The sequence below is a fragment of the Limosilactobacillus avistercoris genome (assembly GCF_014836425.1).
Lineage (GTDB): Bacteria > Bacillota > Bacilli > Lactobacillales > Lactobacillaceae > Limosilactobacillus > Limosilactobacillus agrestimuris.
This window is the reverse complement of sequence record NZ_JACSQW010000010.1, coordinates 1-17,932: the sequence shown is the minus strand read 5'-3', so window position 1 is coordinate 17,932 and position 17,932 is coordinate 1. Positions and strand designations below refer to the sequence as shown.

The following is a 17,932-nucleotide window of genomic DNA, read 5'->3' as shown; positions in this document are numbered from 1 at the left end:
GTTCGGCTTGTCCGAACTTTGGAGCCTATTAATGTATTCTTAGTATTATTGCTTATGGTTAGTTGTCAGGACTTGTTTTGGCGGTTGGAACATGCTAATCTTAAACATGTGTGGAGGTGAAAGTATGTCCCAAAAGAAAGTTGCACTGGAATGTACCAAGTGCGGTGCTCATAACTATACGATTACCGCAAATCCTCAACGTCAAGAACGATTAGAATTAAAAAAGTTTTGTAAACATTGTGGGGAGTATACTCTCCATCGTGAAACTCGTTAATTAGCTGGAGGAAATTATGCATCTGTTTCGTTTTATTAAAAGTGTAAATCATGAAATGAAACTGGTTGTTTGGCCAACTGCCCGTGAAAATCGGCGTGATACAACCATTGTTATTTCTTTGACACTTTTCTTCGTCCTATTCTTTGCATTATTTGATTGGTTAATCCAACTCTTAATGAAGTTATTCGTCTAAGTAGTAGTCAATTTACCGAAGATTTGTTATACTAAGTGCAATTGAGCTTCGTGGGGATCCGCGGGGTTTTTTATTTTGAATTTAAAAATTATTAAGGAGGATTCATCGTGGAATCAAATGAAAAACGTTGGTACGTCCTACATACATACTCAGGTTACGAAAACCGAGTAAAGAGTAACTTGGAATCACGTGCCCAATCAATGGGAATGCAAGACTACATTTTTCGGGTAGTTGTTCCTGAAGATGAAGTTCGTCAAGTTAAGGATGGTCAAGCTAAGGAAATTGTTGAGAAGACATTCCCAGGCTACGTTTTGGTAGAAATGGTAATGACCGATCAAGCATGGTACATTGCACGGAATACGCCGGGCGTTACTGGTTTCTTAGGTTCACACGGTGGTGGTTCAAAGCCAACACCATTGCTTCCAGAAGAAGTTGACCGGATCATGAAGCGGATGGGTGTCCAAACCGTTCAACATGATATTGACGTTAGTGTTGGTGATAGTGTTAAGGTTATTGCCGGACCATTTGCCGACTTAACTGGCAAGGTGACTGAAGTTGACCATGAAAAGATGAAGTTGAAGGTTAACGTAGAAATGTTTGGCCGGGAAACTTCAGCTGAACTTGGTTTTGATCAGATCGATACAGTGGAATAAATAATCAGTTTAAGAAAGGGATGCCGGAACTAATAAGTTTCGGGTAAATGATTTTCTGAATAATTGTTGATTGTTTTTCGCTTAATAAATCTTGAAAATTTATTATAAATGTGGTATTTTACCTAAGTATGCTATTCGACATACTGTGGGAGAGGTAAATTTACTGCCTCATCATGACCACAACACGGACTAAGGAGGTTTTGTCTCGTGGCAAAGAAAGTAGCTAACGTTGTCAAGTTGCAAATTCCTGCCGGTGCTGCTACACCAGCTCCACCAGTAGGTCCTGCACTTGGGCAAGCAGGTATTAACATTATGGGCTTCACTAAGGAATTTAACGCTCGGACTGCAGACCAAAAGGGTATGTTGATCCCAGTTGTTATTACCGTTTATGAGGACCGTTCATTCGACTTCATTACCAAGACGCCACCTGCTGCTGTCTTATTGAAGAAGGCCGCTGGTGTTGAACACGGTTCCGGTGAACCTAACACTAACAAGGTTGCTTCTGTAACCAAGGCTCAAGTTAAGGAAATCGCCGAAACTAAGATGCAAGATCTAAACGCCGCTGACGTTGAAGCAGCTATGCGCATGATCGAAGGTACTGCACGGAGCATGGGCTTCACTGTTGAAGACTAATTGCTAAGTAGCAGACCGGGTACGCTATTAAAGTAGTGGACCCCGTGGGAGGTATGAACTCCGCTAGACCACATTTGCAAGGAGGAAAACACAAGATGGCTAAAAAACGTGGTAAGAAGTACCAAGACGCGCTTAAAAAGGTTGACAGCAAGAAGAAATACGCTGTTAACGACGCTGTCCAATTAGTAAAAGATATTGATTTCGCTAACTTTGACTCAACTGTTGAAGTTGCATTTAAGTTAAACGTTGATACTAAGCAAGCTGATCAACAATTACGTGGTGCCGTTGTATTACCAAACGGTACTGGTAAGGATCAAACTGTTATTGTTTTCGCTAAGGGTGAAAATGCTAAGGCTGCTAAGGAAGCCGGTGCTGACTTTGTTGGTGACGCTGACTTGGCTGACAAGATCCAAGACGGTTGGTTAGACTTTGACGTTGCAATCGCAACTCCAGACATGATGCCAGTTGTTGGTCGTTTAGGTCGTATTCTTGGACCTAAGGGCTTAATGCCAAACCCTAAGACTGGTACTGTTACTATGGATGTTGCTAAGGCAGTTGAAGAATCTAAGGCTGGTAAGGTTACCTACCGGACTGACCGTGATGGTAACGTTGCTGTTCCATTCGGTAAGTCTTCATTCGACACTGACAAGTTAGTTGAAAACTTAAAGACTATTGAAGACATTATTATTAAGGCACGTCCAGCTTCTGTACGTGGTACTTATGTACAACATGCTTCAATCGCATCTACTTTTGGACCAAGTGTTACACTTGATTTGGAAAGCTTCTAAGTTAAATTTAATTTAGAAAGAAAAGCTTCGAGAATTTTCTCGAAGCTTTTTTATTGTGGTATAAAAAGGGCCAAGTAGGACATTGCTGTTCTATCTGGCCTTTTAGTTATATTGATAATGACGCTTTTTATATTAATGATCACTTTCTACTGTTGTCTTTTATCAAAGCTTTCACTTCGGTAGCCCAACGTGGTTTCTTAAAGTGGAAGAAGATAAATGGCAGAATAATGATAACCGCACTAATACCTGCAACGACAAGGAAGTTAAATAGGGTTCCAACAATAAAGGTGGCTACCATAATTACTCCAATAGTGACAATTAAGACAAGACCAATTAGCCAAGCCATAAATTGGTTTCCGACTTGGAAGTCTGACTTGAGGTTAGGTTCCTTAACCCGCATCTTAATAAATCCAATTGCCATAAATACATAAACTGTACAGTAAATTACGTTAGTTGCATTGACTAAGTCTAGGAATGCGCTGTTAATATCAGGAATTAACAGGTAAGCACATGAAAAGACAGAAACAATAATTGCCTGTACATACATAATGGATGGTGAATCACCAAATTTATCTTTCTTCCAGAATTTTAATTTTGGTGAAATATAACCGTCTCTTGCAGAAGCTAGCATAGTTTTATCAGGTCCTGATACCCAAGCTGATAGCTGGATACATACACCAATGGTAACTAAAATACTGAATAGGTTATTGAACCATGATGGTAATCCTAAAATCTTATTGTAAATTATGATTGGTTGAACAATATTGTTAAGATTAATTTTAGCTGATGAGATCATAGCTGATTCCATAAACCCGTTTATAAGGTTTAACACTAACATGAATAGTAACGTAGCTAGGACACCAATTGGATATTCCTTTGTTTTCTTCAAACGGGTAATATAAACGGATGATAGTTCAATCCCAACGAAGATAAGTGCAATTGGTGAGAAGTAGGCTAATGACTTTGCACCGCTACCTAAAGGGATAATCTTTTCTGGAGAGAAACTATGCAAAATAGAATTGGGATGAATACCTGTTTTAATTAAGACTGCAACACCAAGGATTGTCATGATTATAAATGGAATATAAATTCCAATCCAGTTAGCCCATTTACCAGTGATTTGTGCCATATCCAGAACACGATTTAAAAAGGTCATTCCCCAAAATGAAACAAGAATTACGATCAATGTAAAAATGTTATCTGTTCCGAGCTTAGGAATGTTAATAGCTGTTGCTATAAGTGGAGGTAGAGCGGAAGCAACTACAACCATACTTGGAAATAAGATGGTCCATAGAAGCCATGAGGTTGCAAACCCAAAATTATCTCCTAAGGTATTACGTACCCAAAGTTCAGGTCCACCTTTTTCCGGAAATGTACTTCCAAATTCACCGGCAATTAAACAAATAGGTAATGCAAATAGGAATGTCGCTATTCCCATATAAAGAAACATTGGCCATCCAGCAGCTGCAACATCAGGGATATTACGAATACTTGCAGCTAACGCAATGGTCATACCTATAAATGTCCCTAAACTAACTGTGGACAAGTTTTTTTCGACATATAAATACAACCTCCCGTAATTTTCGTTTTTCTAAAATGACTGTAGTAAATATAGAAAATATAATTAATAATTTGGATTAAGTCAAAGCATCGTACCATAAACACCTAAATATCAGTATTTATAGTATGAAAATATTTGTTATAGAAGCACTACACAATCATTGTATTAGCTCAGAGGAGTAATAGGTAAATAAAAAAAGCTTGAAATAAAATAATTTATATTTTTACATAATTATTTTAATTACAATTGGGAATAATCAACTTTGTGAAGTGCTTTTTCTATATTTAAATAAGAGCTTATTTAATAATTATTTTTATTAAAAATTCAGAAATGACCGGAGTGCTCTTGGAATCGTAATCACTAGGAAATAAACGAGAGGAGATTTTTTTATGACAAACGATATTCCCTATAACGTTACTAAATGGCAACCAAGTGATCAAAAAGCTTATAATGAATGGCTAAACAAGGTGTTAGAAGAAGCTAAGGCAGAAGAAAACCAAAAGCTTTTACCACCTGTTCAGGCTTTTAAAGAGTTAATTGAAAATAATCATTATATTTGGAACCTTGCACAAATGATGTTTGATGAAATTCCAGCAAATCACGTAGATGCTCCTGCTGATCTTCCACAAGTAAGTGATTACCACCAAATGTTATTAATGATTAACCGGATTATTCAACGGGCACCTGAATATAATTTAACTAGTTTTGTTGGTACCCCAATGGCTGCATTGTTTAATTACCCAATGGCAACGCGTGCAGGGTACGCATTTTTCATGAATGATAAGGTTAACGCTAAGTTACGTGATATCCTGGATTACTGGGGTAAATTCTTAAAGAGTGAAAAATCAACATATGTTCTTAATACTAGTTCACGTGGTTGGCTTTGTGATGATGCACGTGAACGGATGGCTAAGAAGGCTTATGGTGATGATTTTGAAAAGGCCTTCCATTGCCGTTCTAACGATTTGGATAAACACCTTGGCTTTACATCATGGGATGATTACTTTACTCGTGAATTCAATCCTGGTATTCGTCCAGTAGAAAATCCTGATGACCCAGATTCAATCTGTGCTTCTTGTGAATCAGCACCGCTGAAGATTGCTCGTAACCTTCCAATGCAAGCTAAGTTCTGGATGAAGGGGCAACCTTACTCCCTATTAGACTTACTTCAAAATGATCCGTGGGCTGATAAATTTAAGGGTGGTACTCTCTACCAAGCATTCTTAAGTGTATTTAGTTTCCACCGTTGGAACAGTCCAGTTGATGGGACTATCGTTAAAGCTTATAATCTCCCTGGCTCATACTATGCAGAAAACTTCTATGAAGGCTTTACTAGTACCACACCAGATGACACGCAAGCTACTGCATCACAAGGCTTCTTAACGTCAACTGCTACCCGTGCTGTTATTTACATTAAGTCAGATAATCCTAAGATTGGCCTTATGTGCTTCGTTGCCGTTGGTATGTCTGAAGTATCAAGTGACGAAATCACCGTTAAAGTCGGTCAACACGTTAAGAAAGGTGATCAACTTGGACTCTTCCACTTTGGTGGATCTACTCATGTTATGCTATTCAGACCAGAAACCCAACTTGAATTCAATTTGCACGGTCAAGAACCTGGCTTAGGTAGTTCAGATATTAAGGTAAATAGTGAAATTGCTCGTGTAAAGTAAAAATTAATAATTAAAAAGAACAAGAAAACACCCATGCATATAAGTTCGTTTTCATGTTCCTCATAAGCGCAGATAGGCTCCAGAGTTCGGACTTTTCCGGGCTTTAGAGCCTATTTGTATATTGCTTGGCAAAAGATAATAGGTACTTTATTATAAAATAATTATTTTTATAACAAAAAACGAAATTAAAAAGTACTTTTAAGAAATTATGATTGTGGAAGGAGACAATTTGATGAGTGAAGATATGAATTTTAAGTCACTGTTTATTGGTGACAAGTCAGAGAATAGCTCCATTTACGGGAACGAGCTTGATCGATTAATTACAAATCACTTTGGCTGGCGTAAAAATTATATTCCAGGAGATGTCCCTGCTATTTCTGATAAAGAAAAGGAAAAAGAGGACTATCAACAATCATTACAACGTCAACATAACGTTTTAGATGAACTTGATCATCGACTACGTGCTGGTAGTGTTCCTTGGATGTCAGCTGGTCGCTACTGGGGGCAAATGCTCTCGGATACATTAACACCAGCTATGTTAGCCTATTCAGATGCAATGCTTTGGAATGCTAACAACGTTACTATTGAATGTTCAATGGCAAATTCTAAAATGGAAGCTGAAGTAGGTGAAGATCTTTCGCAATTGCTTGGTTTCAAAGATGGCTGGGCTCACTTAACTCACGATGGTTCGATTGAAAATCTTGAAGGTATTTGGTATATGCGTCAATTTAAGTCGATGCCATTAGCGTTCAAGGAAGTTGTTCCTGATAAGGTTAAGGGATTAAGTGAATGGGAACTTTTTAATATGTCTGTTGAAAAAGTTCTCAAAATCTTAAAGACGCTGACGCCAGAGCAAATTGATGCTGTTAAGGCACATTCATCACGGAGCGGTAAAAACATTCAGAAGTTAGGTAAATTTATTGTTTCTTACACCAAACACTATTCATGGTTGAAAGCTCTTGATATTTCAGGGATTGGATTAGATCAGATGGTTCAAATCCCAGTCATGAGCGACTTCCGAATGAATATTGATATTCTGGAAGATACTATTAAAAAGTTGGCAGCAGAAAAGACGCCAATCCTTGGTGTTGTTGCTGTTGTCGGTACTACTGAAGAAGGTCAAGTTGATGAAGTTGACCGGATCGTTAAGTTCCGTAAAGAAATGGAAAAACAGGGAGTTTACTTCTACCTCCACGTTGATGCTGCTTATGGTGGTTATGCTCGTGCTTTATTTAAAGATGAAAATGATCATTTTGTAGAATATGATCAATTGGAAGACATGTTTAAGAAACACGATGTCTTTCACTATCCTGTTCGAATTTCTAAGCATGTTTATAATAGTTACAAAGCTATCAGGGATGCTGAATCAGTTACAATCGATCCCCATAAGATGGGATATGTCCCATATTGTGCTGGTGGAATTGCTATTAAGTACCAGAGTATGCGGAACGTAATTTCTTACTTTGCACCATATGTCTTTGAAAAGAAGACAGCAACAGCTCCAGATATGCTTGGTTCTTATATTATTGGTGGTTCTAAGGGCGGAGCTACAGCTACAGGAGTTTGGGCTGCTCACCGAACATTACCACTTAATATTACCGGTTATGGTCGGTTGATTGGTTCTTCAATTGAGACGGCTCAACGATTCCACAAGTTCCTCGAAGGACTGGAATTTAATGTTAAAGGAAAGACTATTAAGGCATATCCACTTGATAATCCAGACTTTAATATGGTTGATTGGGTCCTTAAAGTTGAAGGTGAAACTAGCTTAGAAAAGACTAATGCCTTAAATGAAAAGATGTTTGATCTATCATCATTCTACGATAGTCATGTTTACGCTAACCGGTTCTTAACATCACACACAATCTTTAAGAAGGATACTTATGGTGATTCGCCAGTTCCATTTATTGAAAAGATGGGCTTTTCCAAGAATGATTGGGAAAAGGTTGGTGCAGTTACGTTATTGCGTGCTGCGATCATGACTCCATTCTTAAACAATACAGAGTTATTTAATGATTATACAAAAGGGATTGCTAAATCCATGAAAGAAAAATTAAATGAGATCCTTTAATACTAATATGTTCCTATCTCCTTCTAACCTTATTATGTAATTACGAAAATCTAAACATAAATACGAAAGAGCTAAACTTAATTGTTTGGCTCTTTTTATTGTATTCCATAGCAAATATATGTTATTATTATTTCTGGACTTATATTATGGCGGTATTGGTGAAGTTTGGTTAACACACCGGTTTGTGGGTCCGGCACGCGTGGGTTCGAATCCCACATACCGCCCTGTCCAAAAAAGAATCCAAGAGGTTATTCCTCTTGGATTCTTTTTTTATGAATCATATTCTTATCTTTGTTATCGGTTTAATTAACCATTGAGAAAGCTGGTGGCGAAAAGCAGCTGTAATTAACCACCAGCCACTAGCGAGAAGAAGACCACTGATAACGTCACTGGTAAAGTGGTCACGGAGGTAAACTCGGGTAATCATGATTATGATGATCCAAAGTGCGCCAATTACTTGCCACGCAATTTTCCAACTTTGGTGATGAAGGTAAGGAAGAATTAGTGAGAGAATGGTAAGCACAAAGATGACGGTTGCAAAGGTATGACCGCTAGGGAAACTATAACCGTTAGCCGGAAAGAGTTTATTGCTTGGTCGAATACGGAGAACGTTATACTTAACAAGGATAACCAGTGAATAGCCGACAAATTGAAGGAGAACATACCAGAGGCTAAGATTGAACTTGCTTTGCCACCAAAGGTAGAGTGCAATCAGGATTGTAAGGGCTTGGATAATGATTGGATCCCCAAAATGAGTCAGGATAATCATGACCTGAGTTTTCAACGAAAAAGTCGGTTGTGTTAATTGATAACCAAGTTGGTCAAGACGGGTAATCCAGGGTGAGTTATGACTAACGTTGATTAAGAGAATACCGAATAATAACCAGCAAATTATACCGGTTGCCAGTTGTGATTTTTTCTTCATAATTATCTCCTTAGAATAATGCCGAAAGATTTAGCCCAGTTAGTAAGATTACAATGGCATATTCAATGGTTGCTTGCCAGCGATGATTAGCATATTTTCCCATTAATTTTTGATTACTCGTAATTTTAACGAGCGGAAAAAGAGTAAACGGGAGGGCAATGCTTAGAATAACTTGGGCGTAGATAATTAACTGCTCAAATTGTTGCTCGTTAAAGCGAATAAAAATTCCGATAATAATGATTGGAATTAATGTTACAAATCGGGTTAATAACCGGCGTTTCCATAATGGAAGCCGGATATTGATATAGCCTTCCATAACAATTTGTCCAGCTAGTGTACTTGTTATGGATGATATCAATCCTGTAATGAGAAGTGCAAAACCAAATAGCCAGCTCATGATTGAACTAGATAATGAACCGACAATTTGCGGATCTTTAAGTCCGTAAAAAACGTCTGCTAAACTGTTTAAGTTTGTAGTGTGGAAGAAAAGAGTTCCACCCAGGATAAGCAAAAGGGCATTTACAATTAATGCAGCGATGAGATGAATAATTGAATCCCAATTAGCAAATTTAATGGTTTCAGCGACCTGAGCTGGATCGTGTTCATCATAACGCCTACTTTGCGCTAATGCGGAGTGGAGGTAAATATTATGGGGCATGATTGTTGCACCAATAATTCCCAGGCTTAAAAGAAGTTCTGAGTGATTGATAACGATTTGTGATTGAGGGATAAGACCATTTAAGATGGCGGTCCAGCTTGGGTGGGCTCGGCATACCTCAACCGCAAAGATTGTCCCTACTATTAAGATTGTTGCAAGGACAATAAACTCAACCCGCCGAATTCCAAAGCGAAGAAAGGCAAGGACAATAAAAACATCGGCAATAGTGAGGAAGATTCCGATAATGAGTGGTAGATGAAAAAGAAAGTAGAGCGCAATCGATGTACCAACTACTCCCGTTAAATCGGTTGCCATCATTGCAAGTTCGTTTAATAACCAGAGTCCGATTCTGATCGATTTAGGGACTCGTTTAGCAATTGCTTGCGCTAGATCGGTTCTTGTGACAACTCCCAATTTAATTGAAAGTGACTGCATAATCATTGCCACGATAATAGAGACGAAAAGTACACCAAGTAGTGAATAACCATATTGGCTACCACTAGCGAGAGAGGTCAACCAATTACCCGGATCCATATAGCCAACAGCTACAAGTGCTCCGGGACCGCTATATGCAAGGAATTTTTGCCAGAATGCTGTTTCATAAACTGTGGGAACATTAACACTTCCGTTAATATCATCTAAGCTTTTTTTCTCCATTATTTTAGGTACTCCTTAGCAAGATCAGCGATAAAGTTAGCAAATTGGGAACTATCATTTAGTGCGGGGACAATCTCAAGATTATTCCCGCCGCTTTCACGAAATGCTTGATAATTTTGGATTGAATTTTCTTCAATGGTTTCTAAGCAGTCAGTAACAAATGATGGTGTAGCAATTAAAATATTTCGATTACCGAGTTGCACTTGCTGTAGGAGCGTATTCTTTAGGTAAGGTTTTAGCCACGGCATCGGGCCAAATTTTGATTGGTATGCCATTTTAATCTTATTTTGAGGGATGGCTAGATGCTTTCGTAATTTCCTAGTTGTTCGTTCTGTTTCATCTTGGTAAGGATCACCGTGTTTAACCATTGAAACAGGAATTCCGTGATAGGAAATAATCAACATATCGTAGTTTCCTTTATTCCATGCGGTTTGAATATGACGGCTAAGAATACTAATATAGCGTGGATCATCAGCAAACCTATCAATAATTGGCAAGGTTGGGTCAACTGCTTTTACTTGGTCAATTATTGACTGAGTAGTACTTTGGGTGAAGTGGGGAAATAATGAAAGAATGATGATCTTTTTGCACTCCTGCTTCATTTGGAGCAAAGTTTTTTCAATACTTGGTTTACCATAAGTCATTGCCATTTTGACAGACCATTGAGGAAGCAGTGATTGAACTTTTTTGGTAAGGTTGGTCGTATTGACTATCAAAGGTGAACCATTTGGTAGCCAACAATCTCGATAAAACGTTGCTGAACGCCAAGAACGCATTGGGAGGATAATTCCGTTTAATATTGGTTTCCAAACCATTGCCGGTACTTCCACAACATTATGGTCACCGAGGAATTGACGTAAGTATTCCTTAACGGCAGAAGTTGTTGGCTTTGCAGGTGAACCGAGATTAACAAGTAAGAGACCGTATTCTTTCATAGATTCGTACTCCTTAAATGAAGTTAATAAATCAATTGTACACCAAATAGAATAAGGGACTAGCTGTCCTAAATAAATAATCCCCGAATAATTCTTTACAAGGATTCGAGAAGATGTTATACTATCGAAGTTGATTAAATATGACTCTGCCTAAGACTCAGGTGGCGAAAGCCTTAATTTGTATGCCTGCCGAGGAAGAAATTAAGTTCCTTCTCTATGTCTGCGGTCATAGGGATTTTTTTATAAATCCGATCAAACTACATTGCAGGAGGTGAAAATTCATGAGTGAAGCAGCTATTGCTAAGAAGGCTGAAATCGTTAAGCAAACTGTTGATTTGATTAACGATGCTGAATCAGCTATCGTTGTTGACTACCGTGGTTTAACTGTTGCCGAAGTTACTGATTTACGTAAGCAACTTCGTGACGCTGGTGTTAAGATGTCAGTTATCAAGAACAAGATTCTTGAACGTGCCGTTGAAGGTACTGATTACGAAGATCTTAAGAGCACTTTTGTTGGCCCAACTGCAGTTGCATTTTCTAACGAAGATCCAATTGCCCCAGCAAAGATCTTGAAGAAGTTCGCCGATGACCACGACGCTCTTGAAATTAAGGGTGGCTTCATCGAAAAGAGCGTTAAGACTCTCGATGAAATTAACGAATACGCTACTATGCCTAGTCGTGAAGATCTGTTGTCAATGCTTGCATCTGCATTGCAAGACCCAATGCGGAAGATTGCTCGTGCAGTCAAGGCCGTTGCCGACAAGGAAGACGAAGCCGCATAATTGTTGTATTACCATATACTATCAAATCAAATTTAATTACCTAAATATTGGAGGAATATAATCATGGCTTTTGATAAGGATGCTATCATTGCTTCATTAAAGGAAGCATCAATTTCTGACCTTAACGATCTTGTTAAGGCTATCGAAGACGAATTCGACGTTTCTGCTGCTGCTCCAGTTGCAGTTGCAGGTGCTGCTGGTGGCGACGGTGCTGCTAAGGACAGCTTCACTGTTGAATTGACTGAACCAGGTGCTGCTAAGGTTAAGGTTATCAAGGCTGTTAAGGACATCACTGGTGTTGGCCTTAAGGATGCTAAGGACCTTGTTGACGGTGCTCCTTCAGCAATTAAGGAAGACGTTAAGGAAGACGAAGCTAACGACATCAAGGAAAAGCTTGAAGCCGCTGGTGCTACTGTTACCCTTAAGTAATCTAACTTCAAATAATATCCAAAAGAGGTTGAACAATTTTGTTCAGCCTCTTTTTTTATAGAAAGAGGACGCAATGAGAAAAGTTAATTTCTCGTTGCGCCCTTTTTATTAGTGTATGGAATACGCTAATTCTCGTGTTATCAATTTAGGTTAGTTTGCCGGGTGAGTGTGGTGAGTTGTAGTATTAATGACCCGGTAACCAAAGTAGAATTGAATAGCAGCAAGAACGATGTTGATCCAATTCAAAGCAATGAACCAGCCGTTTAACATGCTTACGTCATGGGTTACACCGTAGTAAACCCAGAATCCAATGAAGATTGCGCAAACATTAATCCAGGCAAAAGTCTTTTGCAGAACTTGATTGTCGAGTTGGAACCACATCCAGATAACGTTAACAACAAACCAAATAGCTAAAATCCAGAAAATAATGTTAAACATAACGCATCTTTCCTTATAATCAATTCGAATGAAACAAGACTAGCAAGCACATGTTAAACAAGAAAATTTTAGCCGATACCGGTTAGTGAAGGGAACAATAGACACTAATTAAACGCTCATATTTTATAATAACTAGGCTTAGAAAATAATTGCTAATATTTAATTAGTAAGTCAGTGTGGGTAGAAAAGATTCCTCTGCAAATAGGTAGATTATTACTTATAATTCTGCCTGTAATCACCTCACTTACTGCTACCCCCTTTGGACTATATTAACAGGAAAAATAGCTTAAATTCAATGATAAGTAGATAATAAAAATAATAGATTCCTGTTAAAAAATAATAAATCTATTAGCAGGAATCTATTTAGTTATTTACCTTCATTTTTCTTTAACAGCTCAGTAATTTCTTTGAGGTATTGAGCCTCTTCACTTAATTTTGCAGGCTCTTCCTCCTTTTTCTTTCTGAAGCGGTTAATCGCTTTAACCATCAGGAAGACGACAAAGGAGATGATCAAAAAGTTAATTACTGAGTTAAGAAAACTACCGTATTTGAACTGGGCATCGCCAATTGTCCAGACGAGATTAGAAAGGTCGATCTTACCAACGAAGATCCCAATTAACGGGTTGATAAGGTTATTAACCAACGACTTAACGATTGATGTAAATGCAGCCCCAACGATAATCCCGACTGCCATATCAACAACATTTCCTCGTGAAATAAAGTCTTTAAATTCTTTAATCATATGAGTCTCCTTTATATTACTAGTAATTTAGGTAAATAATATTTTATCAAATTGGGCTATTGCTTTGGGAAAAAGCTAATTAAATTTAAGCAAATTTAAAAGATAGCATTATTATATTTTAATACTATATTATATCTGATATAATATCATATAAATTAAGGAGGATGTTCAAAATGAAAATTCAAATAACCGGTGAACTCCTTGATGGTCTTGTATTAGCGCTTTTGAACCAGGATGATTACTATGGATACGCCTTAACACAAAAGGTAAAGAACGTGATTGATATTTCAGAATCGACAATGTATCCGGTTCTCCGACGCTTAAAAAAGGATGGCGACTTGACCACCTACGATAAGCCATTTCAAGGGAGAAATAGGCGGTATTACCAAATAACGACTGCTGGTAAGCAGCGATTAGATGAGATTTTACGATTATGGGAAGAATATAAAGATAATTTAGACCAAATCTTTTATCAAAAGGGGGAAGAAAAATAATGGATGCTCGGCAAAAATACATTACGGAATTAGAAAAATACTTAAAATCGTTGACAGTAACTGAAAGGACAAATGCACTCGATTTTTATAACGAGTACATTGAAGATGCTGGTTATGATGACTACCAGGAAATTGTTAAGGAGTTGGGGACTCCAAGGCAGTTGAGCAATCAAATCCTTGCTGACTACTCAATCAAGGCTAATGATAAAGAAACACAAGAGGGCCATGTCGCTTCAACGAAGTCTAGTTGGCGCGTTTTTTGGTTAATAATTATTGCTATCATTACTTCGCCAATTACATTTGCTTTAAGTTTAGGAGCATTAGGGGTATTAGTTGCTGCTTTAGCTGCCGTGTTTGGTATTAGTGTGGGAATTCTGGGAACCCTCCTTGGCTTAGTTTTTGCAACAGGAGTCCTACTTTACACAGGAATTGGAGTTATCGCTACAGCACCAATGACTGGAATCTTTTACAGTGGTGCAGGGATAGCGTTATTAGGGCTTTTACTCATCTGTATTCCAATTGGTTATTGGGTGATTCGTTGGTTGGCACAAGCAATTGCGAACTTGTCTAAGTATATTTACCAAAAACTACTTCAAAGGAGGACTAACCACCATGAAAAAGATGTTCAAAATTAGTCTTGGGGTTTTAATTGTCGGTATTATTTTAATGATTGTTGGCTTTGCCGGGCATGGCGTGAAAAATATTTATTTTAAAGGGACAATGCCAACTGTTGAACATCGGACTACTAAGCACTTAGCTGGTAATAAAGAATTTAAGGAGCTTGATCTGAATGTCCCATGCTCAAATGTTTTGATTAAAACGGGAAAGAAGTTTGCGGTTAACTACCAGGGGAGTAATGGTCGGATTCCGAAGGTCAAGCTTACTGGGCAGACATTGACGGTTAATCAGGATTATGGCCATGGAACGTTTTTTACCCGTGATGATGGGGAGGACACCTTAATTATTACTGTTCCAAAGGGGACAATTTTGTCAGGAAAGATCGAAATGGTTGATGGAGATTTAGATATTTCAAATGTTGATTTAACTAACATGGACATTAATGATGCAGATGGGGACGTTACTTATAATAAACTAGCAATTGAAGGTGGAAAGACGACCCTGGGACAAGGAGATTTTACGAGTCATGGAGTAATCTTTAAGGGACATTACACTGTAAAGACAGACGATGGTGATAATAAGGTAATTGCTTCACATGCGGATGGCTTTATCCTTCATACTGTCGATGGAGATAATAAACTTGACGGGGTTGAGCATGGCTCAGAAGATCTTCAGCAAAATACTTCTGCAGCAAATCTTCTTCGATTAAAGACTACTGATGGTGATAATTCAGTGATTAATATTAAGGCAGTTCAATAGGATTTTAATCACTAAGCAATAAGATTAATTATCAACTGTTTCAGAATATCTTGACAGCGTTTTCGCTTGGTGCTATTTTAAAAGCGTAAATTAAATAACAAGTTTACCTGACACTGGTTGGGTAGATTGAAGGCATTTATTACGAGCCGTAAGTATAATGATTAATTTCATTTAAGGCTTGTAATGGGTGCCTTCTTTTTATTCTGGAGGGATTTAAATGGATAAAGTAACAGTACTTAATTCACATGATATTGCTACATTGTTGGACATGCCAGCAGTAATTCAAGTAGTTAAAGACGCATATGCGGAAAAGACCACTAAAGATGGTGAAATTTGGCCGATGGTTTACAATGCCTTTAGCGATATGGCTGATACCGATATTCGTTCCGGTCTTTTGAAACCAAAGAAAATTTTTGGTAATAAGGAATTAACGTGGTTTGGCGATAACGCAAAGAAAAATTTGCCTGAATTACACGGGGTAGTGACCCTATATAGTAGTGAGACAGGTGTACCTGAAGCGTTTATTAATGCTCCAGCTTTAACCGGTTTCCGAACCGGTGCTGCTAGTGCGGTTGCAACGAAGGAATTAGCTAACCCGAATTCAGAAACGCTGTTAATAGTTGGTGCCGGAGGGCAAGCAGCATACCAAATCATGGCACAGATTTGCGTTTTGCCTAAACTAAAGCAAGTTCTAATCTATGATCCAATGAGTAGCGAAAACGCGGGTAAGTTTGCCCAAGAACTTCCGCAAAAATTAACAATCCTTTTTGCTGATAATATTCAAATGAACCGACCAACAGTGGCCGCCAAAATTAAAGAACGGATTAAGCAAATTAAGTTTATTGCTGCAAGCAACATTATCGAAGCAACAAAGAATGCTCAGGTGATTGTGACAGCCACACCTTCAACCAAACCACTAATTAAGGCTCAATGGGTTCAATCGGGAACACACATTAATGCAATTGGGGCCGACATGGAAGGTAAGCAAGAATTAGATACACAGCTTTATCAAAATGCTCGAGCCTTCGCTGATGACCTTGACCAAGCAAGTGGAGTTGGTGAAACCCAGAACCCAATTAAAGATAACATTATTAAAAAAGGTGATGTTACGGAAATTGGGGACGTTATCGTCCAAAAGTCTGTTGGTCGGCAGAATACTAATGAGATCACAATTTTTGATAGTACTGGGATTGCTCTTCAGGATCTTGAAGCTGCTAATTTAGCCCTTCAACGTGCTAAAAGATTCAATGCTGGTGTAGTAGTTGACCTCTAATCTAGAAAGGAAAAAGAATAATGAAGATTAAAGATTTTGGTGTTGAGCAATGGATGAACGAATATGAAACTAAGGCTAAATACAATTTAGGTGAAACTTGTGTATCATCCTTTAGTATTAACTCGCTTTGCAAAACAGCTGGAGTAGATGAAAAGAAATTTGCGGATAAGCTGGTTAACCGCCGCCTGACTTACGGTGCAATTGAAGGATCAATACCATTAAAGGAGCAAATCACCCGCCTCTATCAAAATTTAACATCCAGTGAAATTGTTACGGAGCACGGTGCAATCGGGGCTAATAACCTAGTCTTGAATACTGTCATTGAACCAGGGGACGAAGTAATTGCAGTTACCCCGACCTACCAACAATTGCAATCAATTCCTGAGGCAATTGGAGCAACGGTCAAGTTACTTCCTCTCAAACGGGAAAATAATTACTTACCTGATGCAGATCAATTACGGTCACTCATTACATCGAGGACCAAGTTGATCGTGATCAATAATCCAGATAACCCAACTGGCTCCTTGATGAGTAAGGAAGGACTAATGACAATTATTAATATTGCTAAAAGTGTCAATGCTTATATCCTTTGTGACGAAGTTTACCGTCACCTAGTCCAAAATGATGAGTATTCACCATCGGTTATTGATTTGTATGACAAAGGGATCTCAACTAGTAGCTTTTCGAAAGTCTTCTCTCTAGCCGGAATTCGGCTCGGGTGGATCGCAACTCACGATAAGCAATTGATGCGTGATCTCCTTTCTCACAGAGACTACGCAACAATTAGTTGTGGCCAACTTGATGAAATGGTTGGTACTTTAGCCCTTGAACATCAAGATGCCATCTTAAAGCGTAATCGGATAATCATTCGGAAGAACTTAGCAATTCTTGAGGAATGGGTCAAGAAGGAACCACATATTTCATGGTTAAAGCCTAAGGCAGGGACAACTACCTTATTGCATTATGACTTTGATATTCCGAGTGCCGAATTCTGTGACCAGTTAATGAAGGAATACCATACCTTATTAGTTCCTGGTAGTTGCTTTGGCATTGAACATTCAGTGCGGATTGGCTATGCTTTTGAAGCAGAAAACCTAAAAAAGGGCCTTGAACAAGTAAGTAAGTTTATAAAAGGCTTAAATTAACCCAATGATTTAATCTTAATGTGAGTAGAAGATCGCATCCCCTTGCGGTCTTTTGTTATCTAAACGATTTTGAACAAAATTAAAAAGGTGCAAGATAAATAGAGCTCTTTTATATATTTAATAGTGGAATAATTTTATTAAACAAAAATAGAATGAGGCTGGGAATTAACTATTATTTTCTAGCTTCTAACTAAGAAAATGCGAACTATGATTTTTGATTTAATCAAAAAT

At 38.2% G+C, this 17,932-nt stretch carries 20 protein-coding genes, 1 tRNA gene and 1 other annotated feature; of the genes, 15 read left to right on the top strand and 6 right to left on the bottom strand.

Going from position 1 to position 17,932, the window contains the following annotated elements:
• The first annotated feature begins 124 nt into the window (after nucleotides 1–124).
• The 5 genes from rpmG to rplA all read left to right on the top strand — a co-directional run bounded on the left by rpmG (nucleotide 125) and on the right by rplA (nucleotide 2,541).
• Nucleotides 125–274 (top strand): 50S ribosomal protein L33, encoded by a 150-nt coding sequence (gene rpmG / locus H9564_RS04925; RefSeq protein ID WP_003717523.1) that lies wholly within the window; start codon nucleotides 125–127, stop codon nucleotides 272–274.
• Nucleotides 275–290: 16 nt separating this feature from the next.
• On the top strand, nucleotides 291–467 hold the full coding sequence (gene secE, locus H9564_RS04920) for a preprotein translocase subunit SecE (protein WP_003717524.1): 177 nt from the start codon (nucleotides 291–293) through the stop codon (nucleotides 465–467).
• A 107-nt stretch (nucleotides 468–574) separates the two neighbouring features.
• Nucleotides 575–1,120 carry a transcription termination/antitermination protein NusG gene (gene nusG, locus H9564_RS04915; protein WP_191684403.1) on the top strand — a complete coding sequence of 182 codons (546 nt, stop codon included), beginning with the start codon at nucleotides 575–577 and terminating at the stop codon, nucleotides 1,118–1,120.
• 207 nt (nucleotides 1,121–1,327) lie between these two features.
• Nucleotides 1,328–1,753 (top strand): 50S ribosomal protein L11, encoded by a 426-nt coding sequence (gene rplK, locus H9564_RS04910; protein ID WP_003717526.1) that lies wholly within the window; start codon nucleotides 1,328–1,330, stop codon nucleotides 1,751–1,753.
• A gap of 95 nt (nucleotides 1,754–1,848) precedes the next feature.
• Nucleotides 1,849–2,541 (top strand): 50S ribosomal protein L1, encoded by a 693-nt coding sequence (rplA, locus tag H9564_RS04905; protein WP_191684402.1) that lies wholly within the window; start codon nucleotides 1,849–1,851, stop codon nucleotides 2,539–2,541.
• A gap of 139 nt (nucleotides 2,542–2,680) precedes the next feature.
• Here the strand turns inward: rplA and H9564_RS04900 are convergent, their stop codons facing one another.
• A complete protein-coding gene (locus tag H9564_RS04900; protein ID WP_404804681.1) occupies nucleotides 2,681–4,087 on the bottom strand; it encodes an amino acid permease in 1,407 nt (468 codons plus the stop codon).
• A 404-nt stretch (nucleotides 4,088–4,491) separates the two neighbouring features.
• On the opposite strand from H9564_RS04900, the gene H9564_RS04895 reads away from it, so the two are divergent.
• From H9564_RS04895 to H9564_RS04885, 3 genes are all read left to right on the top strand, one after another.
• Nucleotides 4,492–5,775, top strand: coding sequence for a phosphatidylserine decarboxylase family protein (locus H9564_RS04895; RefSeq protein ID WP_191684400.1), 1,284 nt, complete (start codon nucleotides 4,492–4,494; stop codon nucleotides 5,773–5,775).
• 232 nt (nucleotides 5,776–6,007) lie between these two features.
• Nucleotides 6,008–7,846, top strand: coding sequence for a pyridoxal phosphate-dependent decarboxylase family protein (locus H9564_RS04890; RefSeq protein ID WP_225209555.1), 1,839 nt, complete (start codon nucleotides 6,008–6,010; stop codon nucleotides 7,844–7,846).
• Nucleotides 7,847–7,995: 149 nt separating this feature from the next.
• Nucleotides 7,996–8,070, top strand: a tRNA-His gene (locus H9564_RS04885).
• Nucleotides 8,071–8,123: 53 nt separating this feature from the next.
• On the opposite strand, the gene H9564_RS04880 is transcribed toward H9564_RS04885, so the two are convergent.
• The 3 genes from H9564_RS04880 to hemH are packed head-to-tail and all read right to left on the bottom strand — an operon-like array spanning nucleotide 8,124 to nucleotide 11,021.
• Entirely contained in the window at nucleotides 8,124–8,771 is a 648-nt protein-coding gene (locus tag H9564_RS04880) for a phosphatase PAP2 family protein (RefSeq protein WP_191684398.1), read from the bottom strand.
• A 10-nt stretch (nucleotides 8,772–8,781) separates the two neighbouring features.
• Nucleotides 8,782–10,086 carry an Nramp family divalent metal transporter gene (locus tag H9564_RS04875; protein WP_191684397.1) on the bottom strand — a complete coding sequence of 435 codons (1,305 nt, stop codon included), beginning with the start codon at nucleotides 10,084–10,086 and terminating at the stop codon, nucleotides 8,782–8,784.
• Nucleotides 10,086–11,021: a ferrochelatase gene (hemH, locus tag H9564_RS04870; protein WP_191684396.1), complete on the bottom strand. Its 936-nt coding sequence runs from the start codon at nucleotides 11,019–11,021 to the stop codon at nucleotides 10,086–10,088. The genes H9564_RS04875 and hemH overlap by 1 nt, the downstream gene beginning before the upstream one ends.
• A 131-nt stretch (nucleotides 11,022–11,152) precedes the next feature.
• Nucleotides 11,153–11,271: a sequence feature (ribosomal protein L10 leader region), on the top strand.
• Nucleotides 11,272–11,302: 31 nt separating this feature from the next.
• Between hemH and rplJ the strand changes: the two genes are divergently transcribed.
• Both rplJ and rplL read left to right on the top strand, forming a co-directional pair.
• The gene (gene rplJ / locus H9564_RS04865; RefSeq protein ID WP_182581056.1) at nucleotides 11,303–11,803 is read left to right on the top strand and encodes a 50S ribosomal protein L10; all 501 of its coding nucleotides are present in this window, start codon (nucleotides 11,303–11,305) and stop codon (nucleotides 11,801–11,803) included.
• 63 nt (nucleotides 11,804–11,866) lie between these two features.
• Nucleotides 11,867–12,232 carry a 50S ribosomal protein L7/L12 gene (rplL, locus tag H9564_RS04860; protein ID WP_182581055.1) on the top strand — a complete coding sequence of 122 codons (366 nt, stop codon included), beginning with the start codon at nucleotides 11,867–11,869 and terminating at the stop codon, nucleotides 12,230–12,232.
• Between the two features lie 150 nt (nucleotides 12,233–12,382).
• On the opposite strand, the gene H9564_RS04855 is transcribed toward rplL, so the two are convergent.
• Together H9564_RS04855 and mscL are read right to left on the bottom strand one after the other, a co-directional pair.
• Entirely contained in the window at nucleotides 12,383–12,670 is a 288-nt protein-coding gene (locus tag H9564_RS04855) for a hypothetical protein (RefSeq protein WP_191684395.1), read from the bottom strand.
• A 367-nt stretch (nucleotides 12,671–13,037) separates the two neighbouring features.
• Nucleotides 13,038–13,412: a large-conductance mechanosensitive channel protein MscL gene (gene mscL, locus H9564_RS04850; protein WP_191684394.1), complete on the bottom strand. Its 375-nt coding sequence runs from the start codon at nucleotides 13,410–13,412 to the stop codon at nucleotides 13,038–13,040.
• A 173-nt stretch (nucleotides 13,413–13,585) separates the two neighbouring features.
• Here mscL and H9564_RS04845 point away from each other — a divergent pair, with 173 nt between their 5' ends.
• From H9564_RS04845 to H9564_RS04825, 5 genes are all read left to right on the top strand, one after another.
• Nucleotides 13,586–13,906, top strand: coding sequence for a PadR family transcriptional regulator (locus tag H9564_RS04845; protein WP_191684393.1), 321 nt, complete (start codon nucleotides 13,586–13,588; stop codon nucleotides 13,904–13,906).
• Nucleotides 13,906–14,541 (top strand): DUF1700 domain-containing protein, encoded by a 636-nt coding sequence (locus H9564_RS04840; RefSeq protein ID WP_191684392.1) that lies wholly within the window; start codon nucleotides 13,906–13,908, stop codon nucleotides 14,539–14,541. The genes H9564_RS04845 and H9564_RS04840 overlap by 1 nt, the downstream gene beginning before the upstream one ends.
• Nucleotides 14,519–15,283, top strand: coding sequence for a DUF4097 family beta strand repeat-containing protein (locus H9564_RS04835; RefSeq protein ID WP_191684391.1), 765 nt, complete (start codon nucleotides 14,519–14,521; stop codon nucleotides 15,281–15,283). The genes H9564_RS04840 and H9564_RS04835 overlap by 23 nt, the downstream gene beginning before the upstream one ends.
• A gap of 217 nt (nucleotides 15,284–15,500) precedes the next feature.
• Nucleotides 15,501–16,556 carry an ornithine cyclodeaminase family protein gene (locus H9564_RS04830; RefSeq protein ID WP_191684390.1) on the top strand — a complete coding sequence of 352 codons (1,056 nt, stop codon included), beginning with the start codon at nucleotides 15,501–15,503 and terminating at the stop codon, nucleotides 16,554–16,556.
• Between the two features lie 20 nt (nucleotides 16,557–16,576).
• Nucleotides 16,577–17,701: an aminotransferase gene (locus H9564_RS04825; RefSeq protein WP_191684389.1), complete on the top strand. Its 1,125-nt coding sequence runs from the start codon at nucleotides 16,577–16,579 to the stop codon at nucleotides 17,699–17,701.
• Nucleotides 17,702–17,932 lie beyond the last annotated feature (231 nt).